This window comes from Pseudomonas sp. S3_A09 (assembly GCF_054668065.1).
Window position 1 is genome coordinate 3,073,934 of record NZ_CP162752.1, and the last position, 13,548, is coordinate 3,087,481.

General features: G+C 61.3%; 7 protein-coding genes. 3 read left to right on the forward strand and 4 right to left on the reverse strand.

Features of this window, described 5'->3' with window-relative positions; genetic code table 11:
• Positions 1-127 precede the first annotated feature (127 nt).
• Entirely contained in the window at positions 128-964 is an 837-nt protein-coding gene (locus tag AB4N92_RS14415) for a 23S rRNA (adenine(2030)-N(6))-methyltransferase RlmJ (protein ID WP_236266919.1), read from the forward strand.
• Positions 965-1,102: 138 nt separating this feature from the next.
• Here AB4N92_RS14415 and msrA read toward each other — a convergent pair whose 3' ends face one another.
• From msrA to aceE, 4 genes are all read right to left on the reverse strand, one after another.
• Positions 1,103-1,750, reverse strand: a complete 648-nt coding sequence (gene msrA / locus AB4N92_RS14420) for a peptide-methionine (S)-S-oxide reductase MsrA (protein ID WP_010213692.1) — start codon at positions 1,748-1,750, stop codon at positions 1,103-1,105.
• 72 nt (positions 1,751-1,822) lie between these two features.
• Positions 1,823-4,516, reverse strand: a complete 2,694-nt coding sequence (locus AB4N92_RS14425) for a putative bifunctional diguanylate cyclase/phosphodiesterase (RefSeq protein ID WP_176332228.1) — start codon at positions 4,514-4,516, stop codon at positions 1,823-1,825.
• 315 nt (positions 4,517-4,831) lie between these two features.
• Positions 4,832-6,478: a dihydrolipoyllysine-residue acetyltransferase gene (aceF, locus tag AB4N92_RS14430; RefSeq protein WP_045791371.1), complete on the reverse strand. Its 1,647-nt coding sequence runs from the start codon at positions 6,476-6,478 to the stop codon at positions 4,832-4,834.
• Between the two features lie 11 nt (positions 6,479-6,489).
• Entirely contained in the window at positions 6,490-9,135 is a 2,646-nt protein-coding gene (aceE, locus tag AB4N92_RS14435) for a pyruvate dehydrogenase (acetyl-transferring), homodimeric type (protein WP_010213689.1), read from the reverse strand.
• A gap of 383 nt (positions 9,136-9,518) precedes the next feature.
• Between aceE and glnE the strand changes: the two genes are divergently transcribed.
• Together glnE and waaF are read left to right on the forward strand one after the other, a co-directional pair.
• Positions 9,519-12,458, forward strand: a complete 2,940-nt coding sequence (gene glnE, locus AB4N92_RS14440) for a bifunctional [glutamate--ammonia ligase]-adenylyl-L-tyrosine phosphorylase/[glutamate--ammonia-ligase] adenylyltransferase (RefSeq protein WP_045791369.1) — start codon at positions 9,519-9,521, stop codon at positions 12,456-12,458.
• A 54-nt stretch (positions 12,459-12,512) separates the two neighbouring features.
• Positions 12,513-13,547: a lipopolysaccharide heptosyltransferase II gene (gene waaF / locus AB4N92_RS14445; protein WP_044286536.1), complete on the forward strand. Its 1,035-nt coding sequence runs from the start codon at positions 12,513-12,515 to the stop codon at positions 13,545-13,547.
• Position 13,548: the final 1 nt, after the last annotated feature.

Here is a 13,548-nt window from a genome sequence, read left to right on the forward strand (position 1 = left end):
GCCTGCTGCAGATCTTCGATCAGTCCGGCGACGGCTTCGGCGCAGTCGTCGCGGGCGAAGCGCACGCCGAAGCACTGCACCAACGCCCGCGTAAAAGGTAAACTTCGCCCCCTGCGCAGGAGCAACCATGAATTATCGTCACGCCTTTCACGCCGGCAACCACGCCGATGTCTTCAAACACCTGACCTTGACCCGCCTAATCGCCCTGATGTCGCGCAAGGAGCAGCCGTTCGCCTACCTCGACACCCATGCGGGGATCGGCCTGTACGACCTGCAGGGCGACCAGGCCAACCGCACCGGTGAATACCTGGAGGGCATTGCGCGCCTGTGGGGCGAAAGCGACCTGCCGCCACTGACCGCCGATTACATGCGTGTGCTGCATGAGATGAACCCGGACGGAGAGTTGCGCTACTACCCGGGCTCGCCGGAACTGGCGCGGCGGCTCACCCGCCCCCAGGACCGTGTGCTGCTCAATGAAAAGCACCCGGAAGACGGCGTGCTGCTCAAGGACAACATGAAGGGTGACCGTCGCGTGAAGGTGCACCTGGGCGAAGGCTGGCATTTGCCGAGGGCTTTGCTGCCGGTCCCGGAAAAACGTGCGTTGATGCTCATTGATCCGCCGTTCGAAAAACTCGACGAGATGCAGCGCTGTGCGGCATCCCTCAAAGAGGCGGTGGGTCGCATGCGCCAGACCGTCGCGGCCATTTGGTATCCGGTGAAGGATCAGCACATGTTGCGCCGTTTCTACCAGGACCTGGCCGGCACCGGTGCGCCGAAGTTGCTGCGTGTGGAATTGCTGGTGCATCCGCTGGATACGCCCAACACCCTGACCGGCTCGGGCCTGGCGATCGCCAACCCGCCGTGGGGCTTGGAGGAGGAGTTGCGGGAGTTGCTGCCGTGGCTGTCCAAGAAGCTTGGGCAGACCCAGGGTGGATGGCAGATGGATTGGCTGATCGCTGAGTGATCCAGTCTTAAGCCATGCACGGAACCCAATGTGAGAGCGGGCTTGCTCGCGAAGGCGGTGTATCAGTCTACTAATTCAGTGACTGACACCCCATTTTCGCGAGCAAGCCCGCTCCCACATGTTGAATGGCGTTGGCCTTTAGATCGGGCAGCTCACACCCGTTCCGCCGATCCCGCAATAGCCCTGCGGATTCTTCGCCAGGTACTGTTGGTGGTACGCCTCGGCGAAGTACACCGTCGGTGCCTCTTCGATTTCGGTGGTGATCGCGCCCAGGCCGGCCTTGGTCAACTCACCCTGATACGCCTCGGCACTGGCCTTTGCCGCCGCCAATTGCTCCGGGGTGGTCGCGTAGATCACCGAGCGGTACTGACTGCCGATGTCATTGCCCTGGCGCATGCCCTGGGTGGGGTTGTGCAGTTCCCAGAACATCTTCAGCAGGTCTTCGTATTTCACCTTGTCCTGGTCATACACCACCAGTACCACTTCGCTGTGGCCGGTCAGGCCTGAACAGACTTCTTCATAGGTCGGGTTTGGCGTGTAGCCGCCAGCGTAACCGACCACGGTGCTGACCACGCCATCGCGCTGCCAGAACCGGCGTTCGGCTCCCCAGAAACAACCCAGGCCGAAGATCGCGAAGCCGACGTCATCCAGAAATGGGCCGAGCAGCGGATTGCCGTTGACGAAGTGAGTCTCCGGCAGCGACATCGGGGTTTCACGGCCAGGCAGAGCTTGTTCTTGAGTGGGCAGCACGTTTTTGTTCACCAGAATTTCCGAGCGCAAGACCATGATCAGTCCTCTCAGTCAGATTGAGTTGGGTAAGAATTCAGACAACCAGTGTGCCCGAGTGTTACGGCGCTGTCAGGCGATTGGCCCGCGCGGATAGCGTTTGAGCATCGCCAGCAGCTCTGCCCCAGGGATTGGCCGGTCAAACAGGTAGCCTTGGCCCACATCGCAACGGTGGCGGCGCAGGAACGCCAGTTGTTCGGCGGTCTCGATGCCTTCGGCCACCACCTTGAGCTTAAGGTTGTGGGCCATGGCGATCACCGCGGAGGTGATTTCCATGTCGTCCTGGTTGTCCGGGATTTCGTGGATGAAGCTGCGATCGATCTTGATGATGTCGATGGGGAATTTTTTCAAGTAACTCAGCGACGAGTAACCGGTGCCGAAGTCGTCCATGGCCAGGGTCAGGCCAAGGCTTTTCAATTGATCAAGCTGCAGGCGTGTGTCTTCGGTGGCTTCCAGCAGCAGGCCTTCGGTCAGTTCCAGCTCCAGCAGGTTGGCCGGCAGTTGTTCTTCCTTGAGGATGCTGGCAATCGAGGCCACCAGGTCCGGGTCGGAGAACTGTTTGGGTGACAAGTTGATTGCCACCTGCAAGTTGCCCATGCCGCTGGCGCTCAGTTGCTTGCTCATGCGACAGGCCTGGCGGGCGATCCATTTGCCGATGGGGATGATCAGGCCGGTCTCTTCCGCCACGCTGATAAATTGGTCGGGGCGGATCATGCCCTTTTCCGGGTGGTTCCAGCGCAGCAGCGCTTCCATGCCGAGCAGGCGGCCGCTGCGCAGGCACAGCTTGGGCTGGTAAAACACGTCCAGCTCATTCTGGGTGAGGGCGCGACGCAGGTTGTTCTCCACGAACAGCTTGTAGCTGGCCTCGGCGTTCAGTGCTTCGGTAAACACTTGGACCTGATGCTTGCCGTTGGCCTTGGCCTTGTGCAGGGCGAGGCCGGCGTTGCGCATCAGGGTCTGCGGGTCGCGGCCATGCAGCGGTGCGCAGGCCAGGCCCACGGAGCCGGTGACGCTGATCAGCTGATTGTCGACAAACATCGGTTTGTCGAGCGTCGCCAGCAACTGACTGGCCACCTGCTGGCCGCTCTCCAGATCGGTGTCGTCGAGCAGCACCGCGAACTCGTTACTGGCAAACCGCGCCAGGCTGCCGCCGGTACTCAGGCTGTTACGCAAGCGGCGCGCCAGGCTGATCAGCAGCTTGTCGCCGGTCTGGTGACCAAGACTGTCGTTGATGCGCTTGAAGTTGTCGATGTCCACCAGCAACAGGCTGATCGGACTGTCACTGTCACGGGCGAAGCGCTCGTCGAGGTTGCGGATGAACGCCGGGCGGTTGCCCAGGTTGGTCAGGTTGTCGGTGTAGGCCAGACGCTCGATGCGCTGCTGGGCCAGCTTGGTCTGGGTGATGTCTTCGTAGATGCCGATGTAGTGGGTCAACTCGCGGTTGTCGCCATACACTTTGGAAATCGACAACTGGCCCCAGTAGGGTTCGAGGTTTTTACGGCGGCTTTTGAATTCACCCTGCCAGCTGTTGCTCTTGGCCAGGCTCGACGGTGCGTCGAACAGCAACTCACTGAGGTTCTCCAGCGCCGGCAACTGGGCCAGGCGGTGGCCGTGGACCTCCTCGGCGCTGTATTGGGTGATCGCGGTAAAGCTTGGGTTGACGTACTCGACCACGCCGTCGCAATTGACCAGCAGAAAGGCGTTGGCGCTTTGTTCCACGGCGCGCTGGAACAGGTGCAGCGCGCTGGTTGCCGTCCGACGGTTGTGGTTGTTGATGACTTGCGCGAACTGATCGGCCAGCTCGCCGGCGAAGGCAATTTCATCGGCTTGCCAGGCGCGGGTGCTACCGCTTTGCTCTAGGCACAGTACGCCCACGACATGGCCGTCGACGCGAATGCTGGCGTCAAGCATGGCGTGGATGTCTTTGTCGCGCAGGCTGTCGGCCATTTCCCGAGTGCGTGGGTCGTGCATCGCGTTGGTGGCGTCGATCGCCCGGCTGCTGTGCAGGGCTTCCAGGTAGTCCGGGAAGCAGCTGGCATCGATGGATTCGGGCAGGTGGTGTTGCCCGTCGGCGCGGTGGTAGGCCGAAATCGGCACCAGGCGCTGGCCTTCGAGGTTCCAGATGCTGGCGCAGTCGATCTGGTAGATGTCACAGGCACTGCGGGTAATCAGCTCGGCGGCTTCTTGCAGCGAATTGGGGGTGGTGTAGCGCTGACGGGCCAGCAGCAGAATCAACTCTTGCTGGGCGCGCACCCGCTCCAGATGCTGCAGTTGTTCCTGTTGGGCGCGCTGGTTGAGCTCCAGGGCGATCTGCAGGCGGCTATTCTGGTTCTCCAGGTCTGCCGTGGGGGCCGCGGTGGGAATCTCGCTGAACAAGCCATCGACCACCATCAGGTAGCCGCGCAGCAGATGGCGATTGTGTTGCTTATAGGCTTCGCCCATTTCCAGCAGGCTCAGCGGCCCGTCGCTGGTGTGCAGGGTATAGCGCACCAGGTAATGAGGGCTCTGGGTCAGTTGCTGCTGGATGGTGTCGTGCAGTTGATAGCGCGCCTGGGGCTCCATCAGGCTGGCGTAAGGCGTGCCGATCAAGGCACACAATTCGACCGCCGAAAGGCCGAATTGGCGTTCGCAATTGGGGTCGAGGTAAAGAAGGGCCCAGCTTGCCTCATTAAGCCGCTCGAAACGCAGCATACCGAGGCGCGAAGGCACCGGTAACTGCGTCACTACCTCGGCCGCCATACGGGCGACATCGGGTTGGCTTTTCATGGGGGAAACTCACTTGAAATTACGCGCACTGCGCCGGGCTCACGCCCTCTTTTCTGCTGCCTGCGGCAAGGTTGCATCATGCGGCGCGGGCTGACAAGAGAGGATGAAGGCTAAGTGCTATAAGGGGGTTATCGGCCGCGAGAGGGATTTCTGCAATCGAGGTGATGGAAGGTGTACAAACCTGTTTTGTGTGTCCAGCTTCCTGCGGGAAAACAGGCAAAAAAAGCCCCGCCAAGTGGCGGGGTTGAGGTGCGAGCGTGGCGCTCGAAAATCGTTGCAGCCAGGCCTCCTCGGTGAAGAGGAGGCCATGGCGGCTTACAGCAGGATAGTGCGGATATCGTTCAGCAGTTGGCTCAGACGCTGGGTGAAGCGTGCAGCTGCGGCGCCGTTGATCACGCGGTGATCGTAGGACAGCGACAGTGGCAGCATCAGCTTCGGCTGGAACGCTTTACCGTCCCACACAGGCTGGATGGTTGCCTTGGACACACCCAGGATCGCCACTTCCGGCGCGTTGACGATTGGCGTGAAGCCAGTGCCGCCAATGTGACCGAGGCTGGAGATGGTGAAGCACGCGCCCTGCATGTCGTCCGGGGTGAGCTTCTTGTCGCGGGCCTTGGCAGCCAGTGCAGCGGCTTCGGCAGCGAGTTGCAGCAGGCTCTTCTGGTCAACGTTCTTGATGACCGGCACCAGCAGGCCATCCGGGGTGTCGACCGCGAAACCGATGTGCACGTACTTCTTGCGGATGATCGCCTTGCCGCTTGGAGCCAGCGAAGCGTTGAAGTCCGGCAGTTCCTTGAGCAGGTGCGCGCAGGCCTTGAGCAGCAGTGGCAGCACGGTCAGTTTTACGCCGGCCTTCTCGGCCACGGCTTTCTGCGCAACGCGGAAAGCTTCCAGGTCGGTGATGTCGGCCTGGTCGAACTGAGTCACGTGCGGGATGTTCAGCCAGCTCGCGTGCAGACCGGCCGCGCCGATTTGCATCAGGCGGGTCATCGGCACTTCTTCGATTTCGCCGAAGCGGCTGAAGTCCACGGTACGGATCGGCGGAATGCCCGAACCACCGGTAGCGCCACCAGCAGCCGGCGCTTCCTTGGCCTTCTGCATCATGGCCTTGACGTAAACCTGCACGTCTTCCTTCAGCACGCGACCGTGAGGGCCGGTGGCCGACACAGCGCTCAGCTCAACGCCGAACTCACGGGCCAGTTGACGCACGGCAGGACCGGCGTGAACCTTGGCACCGCTTGGCGCAGGAGCGGCAGCAGCAGGGGCCGGAGCGGCCTCGGCTTTGGCAGCAGGCGCAGGGGCGGCAGCAGCCGGAGCCGCTTCAGCCTTGGCGGCCGGAGCGGCTGCCGGTGCTGGAGCGGCAGCAGGTGCAGCGCCTTGTACTTTCAGCTTGAGGATGAAGTCGCCAGTGCCGACTTCGTCTTCCAGCTTGACCGCGATGCTTTCCACTACGCCGGCAGCCGGCGAAGGGATTTCCATGGAGGCCTTGTCGGACTCCAGGGTGATCAGCGACTGGTCGGCTTCGACGGTGTCGCCGACCTTGACCAGCAGCTCGATGATCTTGGCCTTGCCCGACGAGCCGATGTCTGGGACGTGAATGTCCTGGACGGTGGCGGCGGCAGGTGCAGCGGCCGGGGCTGGAGCAGCCTCGGCAGCAGCAGGCTTTTCAGCAGCAGGGGCGGGTGCAGCAGCGGCAGCAGGCGACGCCGCAGGGGCCGCGTCAGCGGCACCTTCGATTTCCAGTTCCAGCAGTTCGTCGCCTTCTTTCAGGCGATCGCCCAGCTTCACTTTCAGGCTCTTGACCACGCCGGCCTTGGGAGCAGGGATTTCCATGCTCGCCTTGTCCGATTCCAGGGTCAGGATGCTCTGGTCGGCTTCGACGGTGTCGCCGACCTTCACAAACAGCTCGATTACTTCACCTTCACCGCTGCCGATGTCAGGTACGCGAATGAGTTCGCTCACAAAAAATCTCCTCAGCAGTCCAGTGGGTTGCGTTTTTCCGGGTTGATCCCGAACTTGACGATAGCGTCTGCTACCACCTTAGGTTCGATCTCACCGCGGTCAGCCAAGGCTTCCAGGGCTGCCAACACCACGAAGTGACGGTCGACTTCGAAGAAGTGACGCAGCTTCTTGCGGCTGTCACTGCGGCCGAAACCGTCGGTGCCCAGGACTTTGAATTCCTTGGACGGGACCCACTGGCGAATTTGTTCAGCAAACAGTTTCATGTAGTCGGTCGAAGCGATCACCGGGCCTTTACGGCCGGTCAGGCACTCTTCAACGAAGGTGCGCTGTGGCTTCTGGCCAGGGTGCAGGCGGTTGTGACGCTCTACGGCCAGGCCATCGCGACGCAGTTCGTTGAAGCTGGTCACGCTCCATACGTCAGCGCCGACGTTGAACTCGTCACGCAGGATCTTAGCCGCTTCACGCACTTCGCGCAGGATGGTGCCGGAGCCCATCAGCTGTACGTGGTGCGCCGCTTCCTTGGTGTCTTCTTCGAGCAGGTACATGCCCTTGATGATGCCTTCCTCGACACCGGCCGGCATGGCTGGCTGCTGGTAGGACTCGTTCATCACGGTGATGTAGTAGAAAACGTCCTGCTGCTCTTCGGTCATCTTCTTCATGCCGTCCTGGATGATCACCGCCAGCTCGTAGCCGTAGGTTGGATCAAAGGTGCGGCAGTTCGGGATGGTGGCAGCCAGGATGTGGCTGTGACCGTCTTCGTGTTGCAGGCCTTCGCCGTTCAGTGTGGTCCGGCCGGCGGTACCGCCGATCAGGAAGCCACGGGTACGGCTGTCGCCTGCTGCCCAAGCCAGGTCGCCGATACGCTGGAAGCCGAACATCGAGTAGAAGATGTAGAACGGCAGCATCGGCTGGTTGTGGCTGGAGTACGAAGTACCGGCAGCGATGAAGGAGCTCATGGCGCCCGCTTCGTTGATACCTTCTTCGAGGATCTGGCCCTTCTTGTCTTCCTTGTAGAACATCACCTGGTCTTTATCGACTGGCTCGTAGAGCTGGCCGACGGAGGAGTAGATGCCCAACTGACGGAACATGCCTTCCATACCGAAGGTACGGGCTTCGTCCGGGATGATCGGTACGATGCGCGGGCCGATGTCCTTGTCCTTGACCAGCTGCGCGAGGATCCGCACGAAGGCCATGGTGGTGGAGATTTCACGGTCGCCCGAGCCGTCGAGGATAGCCTTGAGGGTGCTCAGGTCTGGCGTCGGTACGCTGAAGCTGTTGGCGCGACGCTGAGGCACGAAACCACCCAGTGCGGCGCGGCGCTCAGCCAGGTAACGGGCTTCGGCGCTGTTCGGCTCTGGCTTGAAGAACGGCAGGTTCTCCAGCTCTTCGTCCTTGACCGGGATGTCGAAGCGGTCGCGGAACAACTTCAGACTGTCGACGTCGACTTTCTTGGTGTTGTGCGCAGTGTTCTTCGCTTCGCCGGCACCGGTGCCATAACCCTTGATGGTCTTGGCCAGGATTACGGTTGGTTGTTCTTTATGGTTGACCGCTTCGTGGTAGGCCGCGTAGACCTTGTACGGGTCGTGGCCGCCACGGTTGAGTTTCCAGATCTCGTCGTCGGACAGGTCGGCAACCATCGCCTTGAGTTCAGGCGTGTTGAAGAAGTGTTCACGCACGAACGCGCCGTCTTTGGCTTTGTAGTTCTGGTACTCGCCGTCGATGACTTCGTCCATGCGACGTTGCAGGATACCGTCGACGTCCTTGGCCAGCAGTGGGTCCCAGAAGCGGCCCCAGATGACTTTGGTCACGTTCCACTGAGCACCGCGGAACACGCCTTCAAGTTCCTGGATGATCTTGCCGTTGCCGCGAACCGGGCCGTCGAGGCGCTGCAGGTTGCAGTTGATGACGAAGATCAGGTTGTCCAGCTTCTCGCGGCCGGCCAGGGAGATGGCGCCCAGGGATTCCGGCTCGTCACACTCGCCGTCACCCAGGAAACACCAGACTTTCTGCTTGCCTTCCGGGATGAAGCCACGGGCTTCCAGGTACTTCATGAAACGTGCCTGGTAGATCGCCTGGATTGGGCCCAGACCCATGGATACCGTCGGGAACTGCCAGAAATCAGGCATCAGCCAAGGGTGCGGGTACGACGACAGGCCGTTACCGTCCACTTCCTGGCGGAAGTTGTTCATGTGTTCTTCGCTGATGCGGCCTTCCATGAACGCACGGGCGTAGACGCCTGGCGAGGTGTGGCCCTGGAAGTAGATCAGGTCGCCGCCGTGTTCGTCGGTCGGGGCCTGGAAGAAGTAGTTGAAGCCGATGTCATACAGGGTTGCGCTGGAGGCGAAGCTGGAGATGTGACCGCCCAGGTCCGAATCTTTCAAGTTCGTGCGCATTACCATCGCCATGGCGTTCCAACGTACCAGCGAGCGAATGCGGCGTTCCATGAACAGGTCGCCAGGCATGCGTGCTTCGTGGGTAACAGGAATGGTGTTGCGGTATGGCGTAGTGATGGCGTAAGGCAGTTGCGAGCCGCTGCGGGTCGCGAGTTCGCCCATACGGGTCATCAGGTAGTGAGCACGGTCTTCGCCTTCTTTGTCGAGAACCGATTCCAGGGCGTCCAGCCATTCCTGGGTTTCGACGGGATCGAGGTCTTGCATGGCTTGCTCCAGGGCGGAAAGGCTACCAGAATCGGTTGCCTGAAGTTTGCGACTGGCCTTGTGGGCAGACGACATAAATTCTTGGATGGCCGAAGGTTGCTTCGGCGTCCTGTAGTTTTACTACAAATCGTCGGCCATTTCAGCCTTTCGAATGTATATACGAGTAGTAAAACTACACAAGACTGAGCGTATGGCTCGGTCTGGCTGGTGAGCATAATCGTTATTGTTGATCTTTTGCGAACAAGAAAAGGTGAAAGTTTGATGTTGGCTGCCAAAATGAAATTAATTTCAGCTATTTCTAACCTTTGTTCGACAGTCCTTCATAGAGCGCGGTTCTTACGTTCACACCTACACGCCCTTTACGCGCCGATCAAGGATAGACCATGAGCCTTCCAACACTGGCCGAACTGCCAGCCATTCTCTTGCCAAAAGCCCGGCGGGCCGAGCAGTCATTTTGTGACGCAGTGGCCGCGCTGGACGACGATCATGGACTTTCTGCGTGGACGCCGCAACGGTGGGCCGACTTCGCCCGCGTGTGCGCGGCCAGTGATTTCGTCATTGAACAGAGTGTTCGTGACCCTTTGATGTTGTTGGAGCTGGTGGCCTGGGGCGAGTTGGACCGTGGTTTTGCGCCCGGTGAGTTGTGCGGTCAGATCGCTGGTGCGGTGCAACAAGCCGAAACAGAAGATGAGTTGGGCCGCGTGCTGCGTCGTCAGCGTACGCGCCAGCAAGTGCGCATCATCTGGCGCGACCTGACTCGCCAGGCGGACCTGGTGCAGACCTGCCGCGACCTCTCCGACATGGCTGACGCCAGCATCGACCAGGCCTACCAGTGGCTGTACCAGCGTCATTGCGTTCAGTTCGGCACGCCCACTGGTCGGCGCAGCGGCGAGCCGCAGCAGATGGTGATCCTCGGCATGGGCAAGCTCGGCGCGGTCGAGTTGAACCTGTCGTCGGATATCGACCTGATCTTCGCCTACCCCGAGGGTGGCGAGACCGTTGGCGTCAAGCGCGCCCTGGATAACCAGGAGTTTTTTATCCGTCTTGGTCAAAAGCTGATCAAGGCCCTCGACCCGATGACCGTCGACGGTTTCGTGTTCCGCGTCGATATGCGCCTGCGCCCTTACGGTTCGGCCGGTGCGCTGGTGCTCAGCTTCAACGCGCTGGAGCAGTATTACCAGGACCAGGGCCGTGACTGGGAACGCTACGCCATGATCAAGGCGCGCGTCGTCGCTGGCGACCAGGTTGCCGGTGCGCAGTTGCTGGAAATGTTGCGACCCTTCGTTTATCGCCGCTATCTGGACTTCTCCGCCATCGAAGCGCTGCGCACCATGAAGCAGTTGATCCAGCAGGAGGTGCGGCGCAAAGGCATGGCCGACAACATCAAGCTGGGTTCGGGCGGCATCCGCGAAGTGGAGTTCATCGCCCAGGCCTTCCAACTGATCCACGGCGGTCGTGACTTGAGCTTGCAGCAGCGACCCTTACTCAAGGTGCTCGGCACCCTGGAAGGCCAGGGCTACCTGCCGCCGGCGGTGATCGCCGAATTGCGCAATGGCTACGAATTCCTGCGTTACACCGAGCACGCGATCCAGGCGATTGCCGACCGGCAGACGCAAATGCTTCCGGACAGTCCGGAAGACCAGGCGCGCATTGCCTTTATGCTGGGCTTTGCCGACTGGGCCTCGTTCCACGAGTGCCTGATGTATTGGCGCGGTCGGGTGGACTGGCATTTCCGCCAAGTGATCGCTGATCCTGACGAAGAAGAGGGCGAAGAAAGCGAATTGGTCGTGGGTGGTGAGTGGTTGCCGCTGTGGGAAGAATCCCAAGATGAAGAGGCTGCCTGCCGCCAGTTGGCCGAAGGTGGTTTTGCCGACGCAGCCAAGGCCCTCAAGGCGTTGGCCGGCCTGCGCAACAGCCCGCAACTGCGTGCCATGCAGCGTTTGGGGCGTGAGCGGCTGGATGCGTTCATTCCGCGCCTGTTGGCTCAAGCGGTCGAACACGCCAACCCGGACTTGGTGCTGGAGCGCGTGCTGCCATTGGTCGAAGCCGTCGCCCGGCGTTCCGCTTACCTGGTGTTGCTCACGGAAAACCCCGACGCCCTGCGTCGGCTGTTGACCCTGTGCGCCGCCAGCCCGTGGATCGCCGAGCAGATCACGCGTTTCCCGCTGCTGCTCGACGAGTTGCTCAACGAAGGCCGTCTGTTCAAGCCGCCGCTGGCGCCCGAGTTGGCCGCCGAACTGCGTGAGCGTTTGACGCGCATTCCCGAAGACGACCTTGAGCAACAAATGGAAGCCCTGCGTCACTTCAAGCTGGCCCACCGCCTGCGCGTGGCCGCCTCGGAAATCGCCGGCAGCCTGCCGCTGATGAAAGTCAGTGACTACCTCACCTGGCTCGCCGAGGCGATCCTTGAACAAGTGCTGGCCCTGGCCTGGCGCCAGACTGTCGCGCGCCACGGCTCGCCGCAGCGCTTGGACGGCACCCTGTGCGATCCTGGGTTCATCATTGTCGGTTATGGGAAAGTTGGCGGGATCGAACTGGGGCATGGTTCGGACCTGGATTTGGTGTTTATCCACGATGGCGATCCGCAGGCGGAAACCGATGGCGCCAAGCCGATCGACGGTGCGCAGTTTTTCACACGCCTGGGCCAGCGCATCATCCATCTGCTGACCACGCAGACCAACTCCGGCCAGTTGTATGAGGTGGATATGCGGCTGCGACCTTCCGGCGCGTCCGGGCTGTTGGTCAGTTCGCTGGGCGCATTTGCGCGTTATCAACAAAATGAAGCCTGGACTTGGGAGCATCAGGCCTTGATCCGCGCTCGGGTGCTGGTCGGCAGCCAGGATGTGGGTCAGGCATTCGAGCAGGTACGGGCTAACGTGTTGGGGCAGGCGCGGGACCTGACGAAGCTGCGCCAGGAGGTCAGCGAGATGCGCGCCAAGATGCGTGACAACCTGGGCACTAAGACCACGGCGGCCGGCACCGGCGCCAATGCCTTTGAGGCCACGGCGGCGTTCGACCTCAAGCAGGACGCCGGAGGTATCGTCGATATTGAATTTATGGTGCAATACGCGGCTTTGGCGTGGTCTGCGCAACATCCATCGTTGCTGCGCTATACCGACAATATCCGCATTCTGGAAGGCCTGGAGCAGGTGGGTTTGATGCCCGCCGCCGATGCCCATCTGCTGCGCGAGGTGTATAAGGCCTACCGTTCGGCTGCGCATCGCCAGGCCTTGCAAAATGAGGCCGGTACGGTGGCCGGGGATCAGTTCGCCGACGAACGGCGCCAGGTGATGCGTATCTGGCAGGAGCTGGGGTTGAGCTGAAACACTATTAGGGCGGGGAGGCATAAGCCTCCCCGCATCGTTTGTGGAAACTACATGAATATTCTGATCGTTGGGCCCAGTTGGGTCGGTGACATGGTGATGGCGCAGACACTGTTTCAGTGTCTGCGCATGCGCTACCCGGACTGCCAGATTGACGTGCTCGCCCCTGAGTGGAGCCGGCCGATCCTCGAACGCATGCCCGAAGTGCGCAAGGCCTTGAGCTTCCCGCTCGGCCATGGCGCCCTGGAGCTGGCGACCCGCCGTCGTATCGGTAAATCCCTGGCGGGCGAATACGACCAGGCGATCCTGTTGCCCAACTCACTCAAATCGGCGTTGGTGCCGTATTTCGCCGGTATTCCCAAGCGCACCGGCTGGCGTGGCGAGTTCCGCTACGTGCTGCTCAACGACGTGCGTACGCTAGACAAGGCCCGCTACCCGCTGATGATCGAGCGCTTCATGGCCCTGGCTTACGAGCCGGGGGCCGAGTTGCCCACGCCGTATCCGCGTCCGAGCCTGCAGATTGACCCCGTGAGCCGTGATGCCGCCCTGGCCAAGTTCGGCCTGACGCTGGACCGTCCGGTCCTGGCGCTGTGCCCTGGGGCCGAATTTGGCGAGTCCAAGCGCTGGCCGTCGGAGCACTACGCCAAGGTCGCCGAGGCCAAGATCCGTGAAGGCTGGCAGGTCTGGCTGTTTGGTTCGAAGAAGGACCATCCGGTGGGTGAGGACATTCGCCAGCGCCTGATTCCTGGCCTGCGTGAAGAGGCGGTCAACCTCAGTGGTGACACGTCCCTGGCCGAAGCCATCGACCTGCTGTCCTGCGCCGATTCGGTGGTGTCCAACGACTCCGGCCTGATGCACGTCGCCGCCGCGCTGAACCGCCCGCTGGTGGCGGTGTACGGCTCCACATCGCCGGGTTTCACCCCGCCGTTGGCCGACAAGGTCGAAGTGGTGCGCCTGGGCCTGGAATGCAGCCCGTGTTTTGATCGCACCTGCCGTTTTGGTCACTACAACTGCATGCGCCAGTTGCTGCCGCAGCCGGTGAACGAAGCCTTGCAGCGGTTGCAGGGCTCTGCGGTCGAGGTCCGATAGT